A 21,740-nucleotide genomic window follows, 5' to 3' on the forward strand; every position below is an offset into this window, starting at 1 on the left:
ACGATCGGGTTGAGTGATATATGTACTTAATAAATCAGGATTAAACTTACAATGACATCCGAACAAATTTGCCAACGCTCCGACATTCTCGGCACTCAGGTCATCACCCGCGACAGAGGTAAACGCTTGGGGGTGGTTAGTCAATTGTGGGTGGACATTGATCGGCGGGAAGTTGTGGCGATCGGTCTGCGAGATAATATATTTGCGGTCGCTGGAATGCCGAGGTTTATGTTCCTCAGCAATGTCAGTGAAATCGGCGACGTGCTGTTGGTGGAAGATGAGAGCGCGATCGAAGATGATGTTGATGTTGAAGCCTACAGCATTTTGATTAACAGCGAAGTTATTACCGAAACCGGCGAACTTTTAGGTAGGGTGCGGGGCTTTAGGTTCGACCCCGAAGACGGTAAGTTAGTTTCTATAATTATCGCTTCCCTGGGAATCCCCCAAATCCCCGACCAAGTTCTCAGCACTTACGAGTTGGGGATTGAAGAAATTGTCAGCAGCGGTCCGAATCGCTTGATTGTGTTTGAAGGTTCCGAGGAAAGGCTCAGGCAGCTTAGTGTGGGTTTGCTGGAGCGCGTCGGTTTGGGCCAAGCACCTTGGGAACGGGAAGAGGACGAGCAAGGTTATTATCCGAAACCCGTGGCTACAGGAAATCAATTGGGCCCGGGCGTGCGGATACCTGCACCGGAGATGCGGAGCCGGGTAGCTGCGCCTGCGGTGGAGGAAGTTCCTTGGGACGAGGATTCGCAGTGGAACCGACCGCAGGTGCGACAACCGCAGCAGCAGATGCGCGCGGTGCAGCCTGAGCCGCTCATCGACGATTACGAGGATTACGAAGAGGATAATTGGGGCGGCGAGGAGGACGATTACGAGGAGGAGTACGAGGCGAAGCCACAGTACACTCGCTCTGAGAGTTCTCGCCCGAAGGCGCCTGTGGTCGAGTATGAGTACGAGGATGATGTGGAAGCTGATGCTTGGGCTGACGATGAGGCACCGAAGCCTTACCAGGCTCCTCGAGTGAATATCCCTGAGAAGACTAAGACTCCTGAGTACGAGGAGGAGCCTGGTTATTAGAAATTAATCAATTAGCTGAAACCAATATTTTCCACTCTTCTTAAGAACGGGCAAGATGCCCGTTCCACAATCAAGTTTATTTTTTGTGGAACGGGCTTCTAGCCCGTTGCTGATATTGGTGCAAGATGTGAGTTTAAACTGAGATGTTGCACCATTCTCAAGAACAGGCAAGATGCCTGTTCCACAAAGAATGAGTTTTCTTGTGGGGTGGGCATTCTGCCCGCCCAAAAAAGGATTATTGATATTGGTGCAAGATGTGAGTTTAAACCAATATTTTGTAGGCACGGGTTTTACGAATAATATTTAATTCTCGCAAACAATCTAGTGGGGTAGGTTGGGGGATGCAGTGAAGGCGCTCAATCTAATTAAATTATATCCATGAACTAGATAATACTGGCATGGCAGTTTACTATACTTTTGCTGACGTTTCATATTATGTTAATGAGCGAAAAAAAAATTGCTAAAAATGTTGCTTTCAGATTAATAACATATCTAATTTTTCCAATTTTTTTATCCACCACCACGGCTGAAATTGTCTTGCGAGTTGCGGGATACAAACCCTGGCAAATAGAAAATGTTGATGTTGCGGTCGAACCAAAAGGTAACTTTTTTACCAAAGACTCGGAACTCGGCTACAAGCATTTGCCGGGTAAATTTAAGGTGACACTTAACGGTAATTACTCATTTAATGCCACTCATCTCAATAATAGTTTAAGAATAACCCATCCCCTCAATACTTACAATTTATCGTCAAAAAAGCCTAATATTTGGATATTCGGCTGTTCTTTTACCTACGGTTGGTCATTGAATGACAGCGAAACTTATGCTTGGTTGCTGCAAGAGAAATTACCCAAATATGAAATAGTTAATTTTGGCGTTAATGGCTACGGCACCCTGCACTCTTTGATTCAATTCAAAGCAGCACTCAAACAAGGAAATAAACCCAAAATTGCGGTAATTGCGTATGCGGGATTTCATGACCGCCGCAATACTTTGTTAAGGGCGAGAAGAAAGCAAATGGCTGCTTGGAATAAACTTGGAATTCTCTTCCAGCCCGATGCTAGGCTGAATGGAGAAAATAATTTTACCTACAAAATGGCAAAACTTGAATATCACGAGTTCCCCCTGATGCGGGTTTCTGCATTAAGCCATTTTTTGGAGGTTAATTACAATCAATTTGAAGAGGGATTGTACAAAAGTCACGAGGTTTCTAAGGCAATTATTGAAGAGTTTAACCGTGTGGCTGAGGCTAATGATGTTAAGTTAGTTGTGGCGGGAATTAATGCCGGTTCTGCTAAGATGTTGGAGGAGTTAAGTCAGGAGGGAATTGCTACAACGGATATTTCGGTTGATTTGAAAATACCTGCCAATAATAATTTACCTCATGACCTTCATCCAAGTGCGATCGCAAATCGGCAATATGCAGAAAAGTTGGCAGGTTTTTTGCAAGGTACTGTTTTAAGGTAAGTTAACGAACCGCGAAGGCGCAAAGGGCGCGAAGGAAGAGAGAAAGAAGAAGCTTATAAGTTATGTAGGGTTGCGAGAGTGATGGGATTATTGGATTTTGTTTCTTTTAAATTGCCTCGCAAGAGTTTGATTGATGGCTTTTTTCTTTTTTTAGTTGTTCTTGTAACCGTGGCCGTTACATCAATCTATGTATCCAGCGAACATACTTTTTATTGGTGGGATTACGCGGGCTACAACACTGCTACAGTCAACACGGCAAATTTATTTCGAGACTCGCCCGATAAAGCATGGCGCGGAGTTATAGAATCGCTATCTAAAGAAAAAAACCTATTAATATCTTTGCCATTAGTGCCGTTTATTCTGTTATTTGGCGAGTCTCGCCTGAGTTACATTCTCAGCGTATCCCTGATTTATGTGCTGCCGTTTCGCCTGTTGCTGGGGGCAATTTCTGCAAAGCTAATTCCACTTTATCCCCGCCGGGTGTTTTGGTCAACTGTGCTGCTGAGTTTCTTAATTCCGATGAGTTGGATACCGACTCTGCGGGGATATCTGGATATTGGCGGCTGTGTGTTTGTAGCCTTGGCAATTTTGGTTTATTTGCAGGATCTTAAGCTGAAATCTTGGTGGAAAATCCCGTTAATTGGGTTTTTTCTGGCGGCGGCGATTCTGTTGCGGCGCCATTTTGCTTATAGTGCGATCGCATTTTTGGGTGCCGCGACTTTACAGGTTTTGATCGAGTTTATTGTACTAATATACCGTAGGGAAACGGCGTTGTCGTCTCCCAAAGACAAGGAGGCGGCAGTGCCGTTTCCCTACAGATTCTTGTTTGAATCCGCTGTAAAATTGGGCTTGATAGCTGCAACTAGCTTGACTATTTTAATGTTGGTAGCGGGAGATTTTACTCGCAGTGCTCTGACGGTTGATTACCGCAATTTGTATGTCGCTTGGAGTTTGCCGATAAATGATATTTTAACTCGTTATGCGGATTTTTACGGTTTGGGAACTTGGCTGCTGGTACTGATTGGTTTTTCTGCGGGAATTCTCACCCGAATCCTGGTTCCGGCGGCGGCTATTTTTGTTTCGTTGTTTGGGGTTTTGTCGCTGATTGAATGGCTGTTAGTGTTGCGTTACGGCTACTTGCACTATACAATTCATATTACACCGATCGCACTTTTAGGACTATCCACATTTTTCTGGACAACTTGGCTGACACTCAAGGGAAAAGTCCGGTATTTCATGCTGGGCGCGGCGGGTTTGTACCTGGTTTTGAATGCCGCAGTCGGGTTAATTCCTCTCAAAATTGATTTGTCAAGACTGTTTATCGCTAATTTTCCGCCGTTAGTGCGATCGGACTACGACGAAGTTGTAAAATTAGTAGAGTTTCTGCGAAAATTAGCACCCAACGAAGAACCGATTTATATTGTCGGTGCTTCTAACAATTTTAATGCTAACATCCTCAGACAAGCCAACCGAAAATTAAACCCGCCGGAGGGCTGGTGGAAATTAAATACAATCGGGAGGCCGCAAATTGACTCGCGCGATACTTACCCGCTACCCGAGTTGTTGCAGTCACAATATGCGGTGGTTGCTGTACCTTTTCAGCAGGTGTTACCGACTGACGAACAAGTTTTGCGATCGCACGAACAAGATGTTGTTAAAGTTGTGTACGATGCCTTCAATCAAAACTGGGAAATTGCCCGCGATTTCCAATTGCTACCGGAACAGTTTAAGCTAGAAAACGGCGTGACTGTCAGCGTTTACCGGAGAATGCGGCCGACTGATACAGCAACGGCAGTTAGGACTCTGGATGCGATGCAGCGGCAAATAGTCGATCGACCGGGCACGCAGTTAGATTGGATTAGTTTGCATCAATCAGTCTACACAAGTGCCAATTATTCAGTCAGTCAAAAATCAAATAACCTATATAATATTGTAACTCATCCCCTTAAAAACAGCCAGAAACTCGATACATCTTTCCTGTATTTAGGTTCCATCTCAGACAAAGCGAAAGTTACAGGCCAACTTAATTTACCTAACAAACAATGTCCGGGAATTGCCCTGCGCTTGACTTTGTGGGACAAGCAAGGTAAATTAGTAGACTCAGCAGATATGGCTTACAGTCCAAAAAGTGATCTCGGCTTAAATCTATTAGTTGAGGGCAAAAATCCCATTTATCTACTGCTTGAGGTATTGAGTAGCAGCAAACAGGATTTAACAAACCAATGCCAACTGGAGATTAACAATTTAGCTGTCAGTAGGTAAATTGAACCGTCAATGCAGAAACATCAAAAATCCCACTGGTATTTTAATCTATCTCTATATACTTTTGCCATCATCGGCTCCCTGATGGCAACTGGCTATATTTTCCCCATTGGAGGCAATTTTCCCGAAGTGCCGCCAATTCAATTTATGCTAAATCCTGAACTGTATAAAAATGATTATTACGTTCAGGAAATGGTGAAATTTAATCCCAGGTACTACTATTATTATATCATCTATTTGCTCGCCAACTTAGGAACCAGCATTCCCCTAGCGCACTTTATTTATCAATTCCTAGCCTTTGGTTCATTTATCCTAGCTTGCTACGCAATTATCAATATCTATACTAATTCCAAACTGCCTGCCGCAGCGATGGCTTTTTTATGTATAGCCGCTTCATTTACAGATGTTGGTAACACCCTGATATTTTCCACCAAATCAGTACCCAGTACCTTCGCAATGGGTTTCGCAATCTGGGGAATTTACTTTAGTTTGCGCCAGAAATGGCTGACCGGATATTTATTTTTTGGACTGGGTTGTTTGCTGCAATTTTTAGTTGGTTTGTTGCCGGGATTGATGATGGTTCCCGTTTTAGTTATTGAATCTGTAAGACAGCGGAATTTCAAAACATTGATTTTGGCGATCGCACTTTTAGCAGCAATGGCCAGTATCGTTTACGTACCGATGTTATTAACAGGTACTACCAGCACTCACACTATCGACAACGCCGAGTTTGTCTACATTCACGCGAAAGTCCGCAACCCCCACCACATCCTCCCGTCAAATTGGGATTGGGGGAATTGGTTCAACTTTATATGTTTCATAATTGGTGGCTTGCTGTGCATCAAAAATTCCGATTTATTGCGAAAAGAAGACAAGGTTAATTTTTATGTAATTGTTGGCACCTCCATTTTTGCACTGTTTCTAAATTACATATTTGTAGAAGTTTACCCGCTGGCTTTTATCGCAAAACTACAGCTAGCTAGAACCGTACCTTTTGCTCAATTAATTATATTTATTGCTGTTGCTTTGACCGTAGAGCGACTTTACAGAGACAAACACATAGCTGTTAGCTTGTTGATGTTAACTGTACTAACTTTGCCTTTTCGGGGCATCATTTTCTTAGGATTCTCAGTTTGGCAAACAAAAAATTACGTATTTCCCAAACGATATAATATATTGTTGTGGATTTTAGCAGGAGGAACGGTAATTTTCAGCTTGATATATCCGTTGACTGATTCATGGGAAATAATTGGCGCTCGAATAATTAGCATCCCAATCTTTTTCTCAATCCTCGCCTTCCCATTTATTTTAGAACAAACATCCCTAGCTACATCTATCAAACAGGCTATAACTCACACATTAGCCTTAATAACTACCGCCACCTTAGTTTTTGGAATAGCAGGAATTCTGCCCAAACCTATATTAAATGTATTTCAAACAAGAGTTAATATCAATGCCGTTCCCAGGGACGACTTAAGCAAATTAGCTGTGCGATTTTTGCAAAGTAGCAGCCGCGATTCACTCGTATTAATTCCACCCTCAGTTACCAGCTTCCAGTTTTTCTCCGACAGAGCGATTGTCGTCAACTTCAAGAACTTTCCCTTTACCGAAAAAGGCATTAAAGAATGGCAAACTCGCATGGAAGCTGTTTTAGGGGTTCCCTTAAACCCGCAAATGATTTGGGGAGGAAATGACTTCTTCATCCGCCGCAGCAGTGCGGATTTAGTCAAAGTAGCCCGAAACTATCATGCCGATTATATCCTGACTCGTACTGACTGGCACCCAAATATTCCAGGGGAAATCGCAGACAAACAAGGCAAATGGATACTGTATAAAATTAGGTAATAGGTAATTGGTAAAACTTGTTAAATCTCCCTTAGACTTTTATCTTAGTCTGCAGAGACCGACTTTGCTTGTCTGTAAGCAATTTCAATATCCGATTTATCAGCGTTAATCAGCCTTAATCTGTGGTTAAATGTCAAAACCCGAATCATCAATAATTTCGCTAATCTGCTTGTCCACATAATCAGCATCCACATTCCGCGCCATCAACTCAGCTAAAATCCCCAAAGAAATCAACTGCACCGACAGAATTGTACACAAAATCCCAAAAAATAACAAAGGTCGATTGCCGATGGGCCCAAAATTCATCCCCGCCAAATTCAGAAACCAAATAACTATCAAATAACTCAGGGAAACAGTTCCAACCAAGCCAAAACACAAGCCCAACCCCCCAAACAAATGACCCGGTTTGTGCAAATACTGCGTCGTGGCTAACACCGTCAACAAATCAATAAAACCCCGCGCATAGCGTTCCCAGCCGTAATTCGATTTTCCGTGCTTTCGCGGATGATGTTCCACCACTACTTCGCCAATTTTAAAACCTAAATTGTTTGCTAAAGCCGGAATGTAGCGGTGCAATTCCCCGTACAATTTAATCGATTGCAAAACTTCCCTACGGTAAGCTTTAAAACCGCAATTCATATCGTGCATTTGCACCCCTGTCAGCAAACACGCAACGGCATTAAACAGCTTGGAAGGTAAAGTTTTAGAAAGCGGGTCGTTCCGCTGTTTTCGCCAACCGGAAACTAAATCAAATCCCGATTCTAAATGATGTAAGAACTTGGGAATTTCAGCGGGGTCATCCTGAAGGTCAGCATCGAGAGTAAAGATAATTATCCCTGCTGCATTGCGAAATCCTGCTGAAAGCGCGGCGGATTTGCCAAAGTTGCGGCGCATTTTAATCGCTTTAATTAGTTTGGGATGTTGGCTGGCTAAATCAGCGATTTCTTGCCACGAATAATCGCGGCTACCGTCATCTATGAAAATGACTTCGTAACTGTCAATTCCTGTTTGGAACATGACAAGTTGGATTTTTTCAAACAGTAATTTTATGGTGGCTTCTTCGTTGTGAACGGGGATTACGAAGCTGAGATGTTTTGGCATAGGGATATTCTATTTCATTTGTGTGCTAAGTGATATTTTTTTATTAACCTTTCTAGTGCTAGGGTGCAGAGGGCGCAGAGGAGTAGCAAGAGAGGTTTTTTAGTTTTTATCGATAACTTGGGAATTTCGCAAAGCTACCCAACCTTCGCGGTTTTTAAAGGAGGCATAAGCTGTCAATAATTTATCTGTTGGCCATGTTTGAATGTATCCTCTCCAAGCTGCGAATTCGTAGGAAGGGCCAAACAATTTAACTAAATCTGGGCGCGGAAATCCGGGCATGGCAAAACCTCGAACGACATTTTCTTGGTTTAGAATGGCAATACATTTTACATTATTTTCGGGATCTCCTACCCAGCCAATTACTCTGGAGGCGGCGGGTGCAAGTTTGGTGACTGTATCAAAATATCCGGGTAATCCGTCTTTGGGTGCTGACAGTAAGTTAGAATCGATTTTTGTGTCTAATGCTGCACAGAAATTGTGCTTTTTGATGTCTCGATTAAATGGCACTAAATTGTTAGTTTTTAAGGCGTCGATTAAGCCGATAAAAGCGGCAGGTTTGTTGCCTACGCGGTCTTTAATTAGCGTTACGTCGGTGATGCCTAATTGCAGTGACAATGCTACTAACGGTTGATAGGTGGCTCTGTGGGCGATCGCAATTGCAGTTTCGCCTCCCACCCCGTACATTAAAATAATCGCGACTGTGGCGACTGCAAACAGCGGTGTCAGCCAACGCCCTTGAATTCTTGGTGTTGGCTGCAACTCGCGCACCCACAATACTGTCAGCACAATTGTGCTCATCCAAAACAAAGCTGGGAGTGTTGCGTAGCGGGAAGCGGTGGCCTGTTCGACGCCAAATCCCGATCGACTAACCGCGGCCATTAACGCCGTTTGCAGCGTGTAAAGTTGGATTGATAGCCAAGGCAGCCAATCCGGGCGATCGACCTTTTTTACAAATAGCCAATAACCCACAAAACCCGTCACTGCAATCAAACCAATTATACCAATAATTGAAGCAACAATAATATTTTCGCTAAAAATACCGCCGAGATAAGTGGGAATATATTCGAGAGTTTTGAGGGGGTTAATTTTAGTTAAAGAAGGGTGATGAGATGGAGTTTTATAAGTTAAAAAATAAATACCAATCACTGCAATCGAAGCAATGAAATACAAATAAGTTATTCGCCGAGGAAACCGCAGCACAACAGCAGCCGCACACAATATCGGCCACAAAGCTAAAGGAGTGCTGTAACTAATACAGCCTAAAACGCCAAAAACAATGCTGCCAATTACCCACTTATTTTGTAACTGCGGGGGCGGGCACGGGGGCACGGCCCATAAAAACTCGTTACCAGGCTCTGCCTGGGAATGAAGAGCCAGAGGCTCCGCCTCCCTCTTTCTTGACAAAAGCGTCACATAGGATTGCAAACAAAATATCGAACAAATTACAAATAAATTAGCAATTATCCAGTGAACGCCGCTGAATCCCCGCATCCAATTGTGAGCCGCCGCCGGAGTAAAATTAAAAATAGAAATGCAAAGGAGTAGGGAAATAAATTGCAGCGGAAAACGCCTCAATTTTAACGGCAGCAGAGCAATTAATACGTGGCACTGAATCCAAGCCAACAACCAGGCAACTAAACATAAACCAATATTTGAACCTTGGGTAACAGCTATATTCAAACCATAAATAATTGCGGGAATTAAGACAAAATGCTCGTTCGCCCGAAAGATCCAATTAAAAGGATTTTTAGAGAAACCGTCTACTGAATAAAAATTCCACGTCATCCACCAATAATCAAAATTAGACAAGTCTCCCGCTTGGGATATCAAGTACAAAATATATGATGCTGGTATTAGAATCCCGAGAACTGATGCGGCAATTAAAATATATTGTTGCTTGATTTTCATGGATTCAGACATGGGGATATTTTTAATGGGTAGGGGCGAGTTTAGGTGAGAAACTTTGCATATAACAGGTAACTCATGAACAAAACCCGCCCTCGCGTTTTGAGTTTTCCTCAATTTTTTATTTCACTTCTCTTGCCAGCATTTGTCTGAGCCCTTGCCGCCAGTGGGGAGGATGGGTGCCTAGAAGTCCTGATATTTTTACGGTAGAGAGGACAGAAAAAGCGGGACGTTTTGCGGGTGTCGGATATTCGGAGGTGGTGATGGGAATTACGCGCTGAATTTTTAGGGGAAAGCCGAGTTGTGCTGCTTCCTCAAAAATGGCGATCGCAAAATCGTACCAACTACAAACGCCGCTGTTAGTATACTGGTAAGTCCCAAAAGTTTCTGACCCCAGGAGAGGAATAATTTGCGAAGTCGCCGCACCTAAATCCCCAGTCCAAGTAGGACTTCCGATCTGATCTGCTACTACGCGAATTTCTTCCCTTTCCTTTCCCAACCTCAGCATGGTTTTGACAAAATTACCTTTGCCGCCGTTGCCGTAAACCCACGCAGTTCTAATAATAATATGTCGGTTTCCTGCTTTCCGAATTGCTTCCTCGCCTGCTAATTTCGATTGGCCGTAAGTTCCCAGCGGGTTCGTAGAATCTGTTTCCTGATAAGCAGAACCGTTGCTGCCGTCAAATACATAATCAGTAGAAAAGTGCATCAAACTTGATCCCAGTTTTTCGCATTCTTCTGCGAGAATTCCGGGTGCAATGCCGTTGATTGCGTTTGCTAATTCCGGTTCGCTTTCTGCTTTGTCTACCGCAGTGTAAGCACCCCCATTGACGACTAAATCCGGTTGAATTTCAGCCATTGCCTGACGGATGCTTTCGGGTTGGGATAAGTCGAGGCGAGTGCGATCGAGCGCAATTACCTCTCCCGAAGATAATAAAATCGGCTGCAATTCTTGAGCTAGCTGTCCGCTGCCACCTGCGAGTAAAATTTTCATAATCAAAACACTTGAGCTGTTTTCAATGTTTGTCCCGCTTGGTCTTTAGCTGATAAGATTGGTTGAGCACCATCTAGCGGCCAGTCGATCGCCAAATCGGGGTCATTCCACAGGAGACACCGCTCCTGTGCAGGTGCATAATAATCTGTAGTTTTGTACAAAACTTCAGCCGTCTCCGAAACCACTAAAAAACCGTGAGCAAATCCCGCCGGCACCCAAAATTGCCGTTTATTTTCTGCACTCAGCAAACACCCCACCCACTTTCCGAAAGTCTGCGAACTTTGTCTAATATCGACCGCTACATCAAATATTTCGCCAGCCACTACCCGCAGCAATTTGCCTTGAGGCTGCTGCAGTTGATAGTGCAAACCGCGCAACACATTTTTAGAGGATTTGGAATGATTGTCTTGAACAAATTCGGCCGTCACGCCTGTTTTTTCGATAAAAGCTTTGTGATTGAAACTTTCAAAAAAGAAACCGCGATCGTCTCCGAAAATTTTTGGCTCAACGATGAGAACTTCCGGTATTTCAGTAGATATAACATTCATAGTTGGCTGTATCGCGTGATAAACTCCTACTCAGTCTAGGCTATTTTACTATGAAAACTGACACATATCTCAAAAAATTGTATGCCAACCGCTTTGATTCCCGACAAATGCAAGCGAAGGTGGCACTCTGGAAAGTTTTAATTGACGATTTTTTACAAAATTATGTTCCTCCCGACTCAGCAATTTTAGATATTGGCGGCGGTTACTGCGAGTTCATAAATCAAATTAGAGCTGAAAAAAAATGTTTGATTGACCTCAATCCAGATTCAAAGTTATTTGCAAATCCTGATGTGAAGGTGCTTAATATTGATGTCTTGAATATTGGCGATCAACCTGCTTTTAGCGAAGAATTTGACAGAATATTTATCTCTAACTTTTTTGAACATCTCCGCAATAAAGAAGAACTAATCCAAATTATCTCATTTTGCTTTGAGGCGCTTAAGCCAGGGGGTTGCCTCTTAGTTGTCCAACCAAATTTTAAATATTCTTTCAAAGAGTATTACGATTTTATCGATCATCAATTACCAATTACCCACTTATCGCTGCAAGAACTGTTACAAACCGTCGGTTTTGAAATCGACCTAATTATACCCAGATTTTTGCCATTTTCGACCAAAGGCAGACCGGCATCGCCCTGGCTTTTAAAAGTTTACTTAAAATTGCCTTTTTTGTGGTTGTTTTTGGGAGGCCAAATGTTTGTTAAAGCATCAAAAAAAAACAATAGAGGCAGAGCCTCATGACAGGCATTCCCAGTCATATTTAGGCAGAGAGATACATCTGCGTTTATCCGCGTTGATCCCCCTGCGTCTGCGGTTAAAAAATCCCTACAAAATGGAACTTAAAACCACCTCATTAGCAGCAATCCAATTATAAATATCCTGCAAAGCTGCTTCCGGCCCAATAACAGGGCGCCATCCTGTTTTCTCCATCACCCTAGAATAATCAGTAATAAAAATCGGAATATCCCCCGCGCGTTCCTCCAAAACAGGATGAATGGGAATCGATTTACCCGTAATCTTTTGGCACAAAGCAGTTGTCTCAACCAAAGAAAGACTGTTGCTCAAACCGCCGCCAACATTAAAAACTTCGCCATCAAATTCAGGAAAATGTTCTAACTGATAATTAACTAACCTCAACAAATCTTCAACGTGCAGTAAATCCCTAACCTGCTTCCCACTGCCGCGAAAACCGATATAATTCAGCGACTTTTGAAAATAGTGAGCCGCCACCCACAAACCGCAAACTCCCTGATCGACTTTACCCATTTGCCAAGCACCAGTAATTAACCCACAGCGGTTAATAATTGCGGGCACATTGTATGCTTCCCTGTACTCCTCGATCAGCAATTCCGAAGCTAATTTAGTTGCTCCGTAAAGCGAACGGTGTCCTTTTAAAGGGAAGTCTTCTGATATGCCAAACTCGGATATACCAGGTAAAGTTTGCTCAGGAGCGATCGCAAATCTATTCGGCAACTCTAACAGTTTAACAGACTTGACACTGGCGATCGGATAAACCCGACTCGTAGACAAAAACAGCAAACTCGCACCCGTTTGTCTCGCCAACTCCAAAACATTCACAGTGCCCAGTAAGTTCGTCTGCAAAACGTACTGTGGCGAACTAAAACCAGCCAACACAGAAGGCTCCGCAGCACAATCTATAATGCAGTCAGCATTCAGTGCAACTGGATCTAAATCCGCCGCTGTACGAATATCCCCGTAAACAAACTGAATCCCGCAACTTTTAAGCCGAGGCAGATTCAATTCCGAGCCCCGGCGACGCAGGTTATCTAAACAAATTATTTGCCATTCCGGGTGCAGTTTCTTCAGGCCAATTGCCAAACAACTGCCGATGAAACCCGCACCACCAACAATTAAAATTCTATCAGGCATTCACTTTTAATTTGGCTATCTTTCTAGTCCGGTGGTAGTCGCCGCGAGAGAGATGTTTTTCCAGCCATACATACAAGACAATAAACAAATACCTACTGCCCATCTCTTTGATTTTCAGCTTAGAAATACCAGCAGTCCGATTGTACCACCTCAGAGGAATTACCGTATAGGAAAAACCCCTAACAATTGCTTTTAAAGGCAGTTCGACTGTCAAATTAAAATGATGGCTCAAAATTGGTTGCACGCCTTCAATTACTTCTCTGCGGTAAATTTTAAAAGCATTGGTGACATCGCTGTATCGCAAGCCGAAAATACTTTTGACAAACCAGTTTGCTAAGCGGTTAATTGCTAACTTGTGAATTGGATAATCAACCACAAATCCGCCTTTGATAAAGCGGGAACCGAAAACGCAATCATATCCTTCTTGCAACTTGCGGTATCCTGCTACCAAATCCATCGGATCGTCGGAAGCATCCGCCATCACAATTGCTGCAGCATCTCCGTCAAATTCCGCCAAACCCCGGCGCACGGCAAATCCGAAACCATTCGGAGGTTGATTGTTGATGTATCTAACTGTGGGAAAAGTCTCTGACAACTCCTGGCAAATATCAATAGTTCGATCGACACTGTTGTCATTGACAATCAAAATTTCGTGCGGAATGCCTTCTAAATCGAGCGTCTGGGCGATCGCCCGCACAGTACCGTACAAACAGCCCTCCTCATTGTGGGCTGGTATAATCACAGAAATTTTCACTCCTCATCCTCCGCGCAACTGGACAAACTGGTTGTCCACAGGATTATACACCCAAGCTTTAATTTCAGTTTGGGCGATCGGCAAATTATTATCCGACCAATCAACAGCCCACCTTGCATTATTGTATAACTCAGATTTTAAACTCTTAGCAATGTCGGGACTGTCCAAATTTACATAAGCGTTAGCAAAAAAAGATTTTTTGTCCCCGACAGATAGCAGTACAATATTCGGCTGTTGCAATTTTTCTGGCAACACCGCCCAACCAGCAGCCTTGACAGCATCATTTTGCTTAACAGTCAAGGATTTATTGCTGGTTTGAGGTTTGTCTAAATAGCCGTACACTTTCTCGGTATTAGAAATAAACTCTATATTTTTCGCTAACTTTATCCAACCTATTTTGTCGATAATTGCAGCGCCTTCTCTTACGAGCCAAGTTTTTTTGCTCAGTACCCTCAAACAGCTTTCCGGCGAATTATTGAAAAAATCCGAGGGTTCCAGATAGTTAATTAACTGCAAACAATCTTGAGCGCCTTGTTTGTAAAGAAGTGCTGAGCGAGATTGGGCGAGCGCCTGTTGAGAGTTAACAATAATTGTAGCAATTAACAGCCCGGCCACTACCCGATAAATAAATTTATAATTAAGCTTTAACGTTGCTTTTTTTTCTTGATAATTATCTCGAACAAACAATTGCCCTAGCTGAACCAAAGCAATTAATAGCAAAATCGAATTAGTCGTATATCTCGACGATTCGAGCGCGTGAATTGCCCCAAATTCTGCCCTCCCAGCGGTAATAAACAGAGCCGATAAAACCGAAAAAAAACCTATAGACAGCCAAGGTAAAGCCTCATAATTTTCAGCAAAATCCTTCCTATCTGTGATTGCGAGGAACGAAGGAATCGCCGGGACTTGAGGCTGCTTTTCTGAGTTAGCATTCACAGATGAAGCTAGCGAACTTGATACAATTTTTTGTCCAAAATAAACTACAAAAAATATAAAATTTGCCAAAATTACCAATCCTACAAATGCCGAAATTCCCGGCGAGCGAACAATTGGCGAGCCCAGCAAGCTTAAAAAGTAATCCATAACGACAAGCGGCTTATTCAACAATGAAATAATACTTGCTTTCCGACTCGGATGATAATCAATTGAGTAAACAGCACAAGTTGCCACAAACAGCAGCACCCATGCGATCGCTCTTTTTCGTTTCTGCGCTGCATTTCCCTCCAAAGCCACCACAGCCGGAATCGCCGCCAACCAAGACAGCAAGCCTTGAGCGAGCGAAAAACTCGCTACAAAGCAGAATACAGCAGCAATAGAGATTCTAATATTAGGCACTAATTTGTGAGGTGAAACCAGCGCATAAACCGCAGTTACAAAACACAAATTTACGAAAAACCAAGCTAATTGAAACCCCCAAAGCCAGTTTTCGTGCTGAACTAGAGAGAAAACCAAAATACAAGTTAAAATATTAGCTAAATGCCACAGATCATCCGCGATATTCTTAACTGGCATCGAGGATAACTTGTACATAGCGATAAAAGTTATCGCAGCCAAACCTATGCTGAGACACAACTGATAATTAATATTCCATCGGGAAGCAAAAGCCAGCACCGCAATAATTATTTTAGGGAAAAGTATGCGGTGGTTGCTGTGCAAAGCCCAAAAATCGTTAAAAGTTACATTTCCCGCAGCTATTTTTTCAAAAAGGCTAGCTAACCTCCACTCGTCATCAACGGGAACGTTAACGCTAAAATTCGCTACAAATCCGATTAACAAGAGGACAGGAATCAGATATAGAGTAAATAAGATTAATTTTTTCATCAATGTGCGATCGCACCGATTGCCATCACCATTTTATCTCAACCTGGCTTAAATACCCTTTATTTTTTAGTCAGGGAAGGACCTTCGGCGAAGCTGAGTCTAGCCGCCGACGAAAGTTTGACTTTTGAGGGGTTTTAACCACCTAACCTAATTTTATCAAGGAGGTGGTATTTACTTTATAGCGGTAAGGTGCGCCTAGCGCACCCTACTTCTTTATAGCGGTTAACCGAATTACTTAATAGTCTTGAACGTATCCATTTTCCCTGTAAATCGGTTGATAAACATCTGCAAAACAGTCCGCTTGCCGATATTGATATTAGAACTCACGGACATTCCAGACTGCAAGTTAACCTCCACTTCATTTGCCTTGCCCTTGTTCAAAAGAAACTTCTGATTTTTGAGCTTAATTTTGGTTTTGAAAGCGTAGTATTTCCGCAGTTCAGTAGGAGGCTCAGCATCGCTGCTAATCTCTATCACTTCACCCTCAGCAGTACCAAACTCCATCGCCGGGAAAGCTTCTACATTCACTTCCACAGGCACGCATTGGTATTTCGTCAAACCCAGTTTCTCTCTGTTAACTTCCTTCTCTGGACAAACGCAACTTTTACCTGTTTCGCAGTCAATCTTTTCTCCATCTAATTGCTTGCCGTGATACTTCTCCAATTTTGCCCGCTTCTGTCTCAAAGCATCCAATACCAGAGCCACATTGCTGTTTTCCAGATAAACAACTGCTTCCAGACCGTTTTCGTCATCCAAAACTTTGAGCAGCTTTTCAGTTTGCTGCGCTTCGTAATAAGCTTCTTCGCAGCGTGCTGGGCGCGGTTCGCCGGGTTTCACCACCGACTTAATAATGGATTGGCAGATCGGATCTTTCGCCATATCCAACTTAGCTTTCTCCTTCGTAGAAGGCTTCAAATCAAAGATAACCCCGGATACCGGAGCTTTCATCACTTGAGTGTCGCGGTTTTGTTGAGCCTTTTCTAGCTGAGCGTTCACCTCAGACAGCTTTTTCAGGTTTTCCACTTTGAAGCGGCTTAGCTGAGAATCGCTGCTGGCAATTTGTTTCTGGTTTTCAGCAATTTTGCTGTAAAGTTCTTTTGCCCAGGAATCCTTGGTGTTTTTTAACTCTTCTTGGGCGCGGTTGATAGACTCCTGAATGCGCGCTTGGTCTCCTTGGTGACGCTGTATTTCAGCAGTAATTTTTTGGATGTCACCTTGACGCGCGTTAATTTCGCCTCGGCGCGTATTGATTTCACCGAGGCGCGTGTTAATTTCGCCTTTGCGAGAGTTGATTTCACCTTCGCGCTGCTTGATTTGATCTTGCTGTTTGAGAACCTCGCTTTGGCCTCTGAAAACATCTTGTTCTTGACGTTCTTTTTGCAGCTCAGCAATGGCTCCTTCCTCCACCAAGGGGGCGAGTCTGCCTAGAATGTTTTGATTCGACTTCAATACTTGTTGGGATTTAGCTAACTGTTCTTGGGCTAAATCTTTCTGGGCCTCGGCCGATTTTACTTGCTCTTTCGATGAAGTTAACTGTTGCTGGGCATAATTTAATTGGTTTTGGGCAAAACCCAGTTGTTGCTGTGCCACTGTCATTTGATCGCCGGCGGCTTTCTCAGCATCCTGAGCTTGCTTCAGTTGTGTTTCCAACTCCTGAACTTGGCCTTGAGCTGCGGCAACGCGAGACAGAAATTCCGATCGATAATTAACATAAAGTCCTTGCTGGGCTGCATCAAAATTTCCGCTAGCTCCCCGATTTAGGTACAGTTCGTCAATCAAAGCTTGCAGCACTTGATTTTGTGCCGTGAGGCTCTGTCTGTCCTTGATTGTTGATTCTAGGTTAGAAGGAACAGCGCCTTGAATTTTGCCGTTTACAACATCTTCGTAAAATTTATTTTCCTTTTCCAGAGCTTCTTTAGTTTTCTGAATCGATGTTAAATCGGCACTGGGTGCAAGGGGGTTGAAAGTGAGCAGAGGCTGGTTTTTTTCCACGCGATCGCCATTTTCAACGTGAAGTCTCACCACAGCGCCCGTAGCAGGTGCTTGGATGTCTCTAGCACCATCTTTGAGCTCTAATTGGCCTACAGCGGGGACAGCTTGCTCTACGCTAGCAAAATAAGCCCAAACTACAGCAGAAGTGGTCATCAGCATGATCATCCACAAAAACAAGTGGGACCAAATCGCTGGTTTTTCGAGAATGACTGGTTGCTCAGAAAGTATTAACGATTTCATAGCCATTTGTTAGTTTTCAGTTGTTAAGGGTTAGCGATCAGTTGTGAGTTGTTAGATATCAGGTATTCGATGATTCTTGTTGTTGGAAGAGGCAGTAGTAACGCCCTTTAAGAGCCATTAATTCTTTATGAGTTCCCCGCTCGACTACAGAACCTTGATCCATCATAATAATTACATCAGCGTTTTGGATTGTAGTCAGGCGGTGAGTAATGAAAAACACCGTGCGCCCGGCGAAAGCTTCTGCTAAGTTATTGCAAACTTGGCGTTCGGAATGGTAGTCGAGGGCGCTTGTAGCTTCGTCCAAAATCAGGAGTTTCGGGTTTTGCAAAATCGTGCGGGCGATCGCCAAACGCTGCCTTTGACCCCCAGAAAGCGACGCACCCCGCTCTCCCACCACCGTATTGTACCCAGCAGGCAAGCCCATAATAAAATCGTGAGCTACCGCTAATTTCGCAGCTCGCACAATCTCATCCGTACTCGCATCGGGATTGCTCAGAGCAATATTTTCCTGAACAGTACAGTTAAAGAGCAAAGTATCTTGCAATACCACCCCAAGTTGGCTGCGGAGCGAGTACAGTTCCACCTTAGAAATGTCATAGCCGTCAACAAAAATCCGGCCCGACAGAGGCGGATAAAGACGCTGCAACAGTTTCATCGCCGTACTTTTACCAGAACCGCTTCCCCCCACAATTCCCACAAAACTGCCAGCGGGAAATTCCAAATTCACATTAGCCAATTGCAGTGGACCGCTCTCTAGGAATCGGAACGAAACCTCCTCATAAGTAACCTGCCCTTGAATTGCCGGCAGCGGGATATTGCTGCGGTCTTCATCGCTGGTTTCCGTCGGCGTATCGACCACATCCTTGAGCATATCGATCGACATCGAGACTTCTTGGAAACTCTGCCACACGCTCACAAAACGCAGCAGCGAACCAGTCACGTTCCCGGAAATAATTCGGAAAGCAATCAACTGACCCAAAGTAATCTCATTTCCCAGTACCAAATAAGCTCCCACCCACAACTGAGCTAAGTTACCCACCTGGTTTAAAAAGCTGCTAATCGTACCGGCTGCAGTCCCCGTGATAATTGTTTTAAAACTGGCTGTAATGTATTTTGCGTAGCGGCTAGACCATTCCCAGCGGGATTTCAATTCAATATTTTGAGCCTTAACAGTTTGAATCCCGCTGACTACTTCCACTAGATAAGATTGAGAGTCAGCAAAACGGTTGTTTCTTTGTTTTATCAGGCGCAGCACCAGCGGATTGATTAGAACAATCATCAGCCCCAGTATCGGTACCACTGCCAAAGATACAAACGTTAGCTGCACACTGTAAGAGAGCATAACGGCGACGTAAACCACCGAAAATACCGCATCGAGAACCACTGTCAGAGCTGTACTCGTCATGAATTCCCGAATCTGGCCCATCATGCTGAATTTGTAAACCAGATCTCCCACGCGCCGATTGTCAAAGTAATTCTGGGGCAGGCGGAGCAAGTGGTCGATTACCTCCGCACTTAATTTGACATCGATGCGGTTTGAGGTGTCTATAAACAAAAAGGTACGCAAACCGTTGAGCAGTCCTTCAAACAGGGCCACACCTAACAGAAATGCCCCCAAAATATCCAAGGTGTCAATGCTGCGCTGACCTAATACTTTATCAATAATTATTTGGCTGATTAATGGGTTGGCAAGACCAAATAACTGGACAAAAAACGAAGCAAGCAACACCTCAAAAAACACTGTCTTGTGTTCCATGAGGGCCGGCACAAACCACCAGAAGCTGAACTGCTCTTTTTGTTCAACTTGCGGAGCTTGCAGCAGCAGGACTTCTCCTGATTCTCCCCAGATTTCTTTAAACTGAGGTATCCGCTTCCGCATCAGCCCCTGTTCGGGCGTGGCTAGCACCAATTCTTGCTCGGTGATGCTGTAAATAATGGCAAAGCTATCTTGCCATTTAATCATTACGGGGGCTTTGATGCGGTTGATGGCTTCTGCTGGCACTTGCGCCAATTGGGGCGTGAGGCCGATGCTTTGGGCGATCGCCCCGCAAGCTTGCATATTGATAGAACCAGCGGTTTTTAACTGATTTTCTAGAACTTTGCGGATGATATCTCGACGAAATTTCAGGCCGAAATACTTGCTCAACATTTGGAAGCAAGCTAGCGGGCTGTCAATCTGCCCTTTGGCGCGGAAAACTGGGTATCTCCCCGCATCCTTTGGTTGGTCGGTTTTGGGTTCTGGGGGGCGCTCTGGGCCGGGTGTAACCACGATGACTTTTCCGCCGGGCGGCTTCTGCCCCCCTGCTGTCTCTGTCGTGTCATCGAATGAGCCTGTTTCTGGTTGGGGTTCTGGGGGCTCCCGGAAGCCGACCAATCGCGCGCCGAGGCGGCCTTCTACTTTTAACGATTTGGCTGCGTTTTCCACAGAGAAGCGGCTGCCGGTGGGAAAGTCGCCCAAGACGCCGCTGCTGACGAGCCAAACTCGATCGGCATCTAGCTCTTTGGCGATGTCTTGAGTTTTTTTGTTGCCGTTTGGCACGTTGACAACTGCCGCATCTTGCCAAGCTTGCAGGGTGAGTTCCTTGAGATTGGAAGTGCCGTCGGCTTGGCGCTGCAACTCCAGGCTCAACAGTTCAAATACTTCGCTCAAGGAACAGTGTTCGCGAAAGGCTTCTCCAAAGGTCGGCTGTTTTTCCAGTACGCTCAGGAAATCTTCGGCAGGTAGGACGATCGCGATCACATCTGTAGAAGCGATTGCCGTCTCGCAGGGAACTCCCCTGAGCAAGCCAGCCCAGCCAAGGATTTCCTTCGACTGCACCAAGCGTAAACTTACGTGGCGCTGCGAGCGCTGGTCAAAGCCCAGCAGCCGGGCCTGGCCTTGATAGATAATTGCCACCTGAGTCGGCATTTTTTCCCGTTCAAACAGGGGTTGCCCCGTCCGGTACCCGAGGAGTTGGCATTTAGCCACCAAGGCTGACAGAGCCGTCTCTGAGAGTCGGTCAAAGGGAGGTGTTTTAGCTAGGAAATCCTGAATCTGGGAGAGGGAAACAGCGGAAGAAGTCATGATATTGAAGACACGGAAGAGAGGGGCTGTAGCGGGCCTATTTGCGAGATCTGTTCGGCGAGCCAGCTTTCAAAGAGTTCGTTAATCAAGTGCAGCCGCATCGATTCATCGAGCTGGGCCGGCATGAACTTTTCTAGTCGAATAATTACCATCCATTCTGCCAGAGGACGTGGCGTCCAGAGTTGATTTGGCTGGCTGACGGACAAAAGTTTGCTGATTGCCGGGTGGGGCTGGCTCAGGGGTACTGGGCCCAACAAGCCGCCTGACTTGGACTCGGGCCCTTCGGAATAGTCGCGGGCCACTTCAGCAAAGGTTTGTTCCCCTTCGAGGATGCGAAAGTAAAGTTCGTTTGCCAGTGCTGGATTTTTGGTGCGTACCAGGGAATAGACTACGTGGTCTAGGCTGGCTTTGCGGGTTAAAAAATAATTATCTACTTTAGGTCTCCAAGTGGCTTGCTTAAATTTTTCGATCAGCAAGGGCCTCACGGCCATCTCTTGAAGTTCTTCTTCCGTCATGTTTTGGCTACGCAGCCAAGCTTCTTTAGCTTCGGGGGCTGTCAGTTGGTGTTGTGCCAGAAAGTTCTCGACGGCGGATTTGCGTTCTTCGTCGCTGCAACTAAAGGATGCGATCGCTTGGTCTACTATTACACCCCGCAAGAATTGCGGCATTAACTGGTACCGCTTCAGGAGCGATGGCATATCCTGAGCTTGCAGTAATTTATCGCCTATTTGAAAAAGTCCTGTCATTTTTTTATCTCCAACTGACTTGCGCTTCCCCTTTT

The 21,740-nt window shown here is 44.5% G+C and carries 15 protein-coding genes; 5 read left to right on the top strand and 10 right to left on the bottom strand.

Going from position 1 to position 21,740, the window contains the following annotated elements:
• Positions 1–51: 51 nt before the first annotated feature.
• From D0A34_22185 to D0A34_22200, 4 genes are all read left to right on the top strand, one after another.
• A complete protein-coding gene (locus D0A34_22185) occupies positions 52–1,077 on the top strand; it encodes a PRC-barrel domain containing protein (protein ID UNU21186.1) in 1,026 nt (341 codons plus the stop codon).
• A 441-nt stretch (positions 1,078–1,518) separates the two neighbouring features.
• On the top strand, positions 1,519–2,544 hold the full coding sequence (locus D0A34_22190; protein ID UNU22414.1) for an SGNH/GDSL hydrolase family protein: 1,026 nt from the start codon (positions 1,519–1,521) through the stop codon (positions 2,542–2,544).
• An 81-nt stretch (positions 2,545–2,625) separates the two neighbouring features.
• Positions 2,626–4,806 (top strand): hypothetical protein, encoded by a 2,181-nt coding sequence (locus D0A34_22195; protein ID UNU21187.1) that lies wholly within the window; start codon positions 2,626–2,628, stop codon positions 4,804–4,806.
• A gap of 12 nt (positions 4,807–4,818) precedes the next feature.
• Positions 4,819–6,651, top strand: a complete 1,833-nt coding sequence (locus D0A34_22200) for a hypothetical protein (GenBank protein ID UNU21188.1) — start codon at positions 4,819–4,821, stop codon at positions 6,649–6,651.
• Positions 6,652–6,777: 126 nt separating this feature from the next.
• Here D0A34_22200 and D0A34_22205 read toward each other — a convergent pair whose 3' ends face one another.
• The 4 genes from D0A34_22205 to rfbC all read right to left on the bottom strand — a co-directional run bounded on the left by D0A34_22205 (position 6,778) and on the right by rfbC (position 11,199).
• Entirely contained in the window at positions 6,778–7,752 is a 975-nt protein-coding gene (locus D0A34_22205) for a glycosyltransferase (protein UNU21189.1), read from the bottom strand.
• A gap of 99 nt (positions 7,753–7,851) precedes the next feature.
• Complete coding sequence (locus D0A34_22210; protein ID UNU21190.1) at positions 7,852–9,660, bottom strand: hypothetical protein; 1,809 nt, start codon at positions 9,658–9,660, stop codon at positions 7,852–7,854.
• A gap of 118 nt (positions 9,661–9,778) precedes the next feature.
• Positions 9,779–10,651, bottom strand: a complete 873-nt coding sequence (gene rfbD, locus D0A34_22215; protein ID UNU21191.1) for a dTDP-4-dehydrorhamnose reductase — start codon at positions 10,649–10,651, stop codon at positions 9,779–9,781.
• Positions 10,652–10,653: 2 nt separating this feature from the next.
• Positions 10,654–11,199, bottom strand: a complete 546-nt coding sequence (gene rfbC, locus D0A34_22220; protein UNU21192.1) for a dTDP-4-dehydrorhamnose 3,5-epimerase — start codon at positions 11,197–11,199, stop codon at positions 10,654–10,656.
• Positions 11,200–11,249: 50 nt separating this feature from the next.
• On the opposite strand from rfbC, the gene D0A34_22225 reads away from it, so the two are divergent.
• Entirely contained in the window at positions 11,250–11,939 is a 690-nt protein-coding gene (locus D0A34_22225; protein UNU21193.1) for a class I SAM-dependent methyltransferase, read from the top strand.
• Positions 11,940–12,023: 84 nt separating this feature from the next.
• Here the strand turns inward: D0A34_22225 and D0A34_22230 are convergent, their stop codons facing one another.
• The 6 genes from D0A34_22230 to D0A34_22255 form a co-directional block, all read right to left on the bottom strand.
• Positions 12,024–13,088, bottom strand: coding sequence for an NAD-dependent epimerase/dehydratase family protein (locus D0A34_22230; GenBank protein UNU21194.1), 1,065 nt, complete (start codon positions 13,086–13,088; stop codon positions 12,024–12,026).
• A complete protein-coding gene (locus tag D0A34_22235; protein UNU21195.1) occupies positions 13,081–13,842 on the bottom strand; it encodes a glycosyltransferase family 2 protein in 762 nt (253 codons plus the stop codon). Before D0A34_22235 ends, D0A34_22230 begins: the two co-directional genes overlap by 8 nt.
• A 3-nt stretch (positions 13,843–13,845) precedes the next feature.
• Positions 13,846–15,663, bottom strand: a complete 1,818-nt coding sequence (locus D0A34_22240; protein ID UNU21196.1) for a hypothetical protein — start codon at positions 15,661–15,663, stop codon at positions 13,846–13,848.
• Positions 15,664–15,894: 231 nt separating this feature from the next.
• Entirely contained in the window at positions 15,895–17,895 is a 2,001-nt protein-coding gene (locus D0A34_22245; GenBank protein ID UNU22415.1) for a chromosome partitioning protein ParA, read from the bottom strand.
• A gap of 58 nt (positions 17,896–17,953) precedes the next feature.
• Positions 17,954–20,959 (bottom strand): ATP-binding cassette domain-containing protein, encoded by a 3,006-nt coding sequence (locus tag D0A34_22250; protein UNU21197.1) that lies wholly within the window; start codon positions 20,957–20,959, stop codon positions 17,954–17,956.
• Positions 20,956–21,705 carry a peptidylprolyl isomerase gene (locus D0A34_22255; GenBank protein ID UNU21198.1) on the bottom strand — a complete coding sequence of 250 codons (750 nt, stop codon included), beginning with the start codon at positions 21,703–21,705 and terminating at the stop codon, positions 20,956–20,958. Before D0A34_22255 ends, D0A34_22250 begins: the two co-directional genes overlap by 4 nt.
• Between the last annotated feature and the right edge of the window lie 35 nt (positions 21,706–21,740).

The sequence above is a fragment of the Microcoleus vaginatus PCC 9802 genome (genome assembly GCA_022701275.1).
Lineage (GTDB): Bacteria > Cyanobacteriota > Cyanobacteriia > Cyanobacteriales > Microcoleaceae > Microcoleus > Microcoleus vaginatus_A.

Coding starts and splice junctions, on each gene's coding strand:
- D0A34_22205 (UNU21189.1), bottom strand. CDS start 7,752: ATGCCAAAACATCTCAGCTTCGTAATCCCCGTTCACAACGAAGAAGCC.
- D0A34_22245 (UNU22415.1), bottom strand. CDS start 17,895: ATGAAATCGTTAATACTTTCTGAGCAACCAGTCATTCTCGAAAAACCA.
- rfbC (UNU21192.1), bottom strand. CDS start 11,199: ATGAATGTTATATCTACTGAAATACCGGAAGTTCTCATCGTTGAGCCA.
- D0A34_22255 (UNU21198.1), bottom strand. CDS start 21,705: ATGACAGGACTTTTTCAAATAGGCGATAAATTACTGCAAGCTCAGGAT.
- D0A34_22200 (UNU21188.1), top strand. CDS start 4,819: ATGCAGAAACATCAAAAATCCCACTGGTATTTTAATCTATCTCTATAT.
- D0A34_22230 (UNU21194.1), bottom strand. CDS start 13,088: ATGCCTGATAGAATTTTAATTGTTGGTGGTGCGGGTTTCATCGGCAGT.
- D0A34_22185 (UNU21186.1), top strand. CDS start 52: ATGACATCCGAACAAATTTGCCAACGCTCCGACATTCTCGGCACTCAG.
- D0A34_22195 (UNU21187.1), top strand. CDS start 2,626: ATGGGATTATTGGATTTTGTTTCTTTTAAATTGCCTCGCAAGAGTTTG.
- D0A34_22240 (UNU21196.1), bottom strand. CDS start 15,663: ATGAAAAAATTAATCTTATTTACTCTATATCTGATTCCTGTCCTCTTG.
- D0A34_22210 (UNU21190.1), bottom strand. CDS start 9,660: ATGAAAATCAAGCAACAATATATTTTAATTGCCGCATCAGTTCTCGGG.
- D0A34_22225 (UNU21193.1), top strand. CDS start 11,250: ATGAAAACTGACACATATCTCAAAAAATTGTATGCCAACCGCTTTGAT.
- rfbD (UNU21191.1), bottom strand. CDS start 10,651: ATGAAAATTTTACTCGCAGGTGGCAGCGGACAGCTAGCTCAAGAATTG.
- D0A34_22190 (UNU22414.1), top strand. CDS start 1,519: ATGAGCGAAAAAAAAATTGCTAAAAATGTTGCTTTCAGATTAATAACA.
- D0A34_22250 (UNU21197.1), bottom strand. CDS start 20,959: ATGACTTCTTCCGCTGTTTCCCTCTCCCAGATTCAGGATTTCCTAGCT.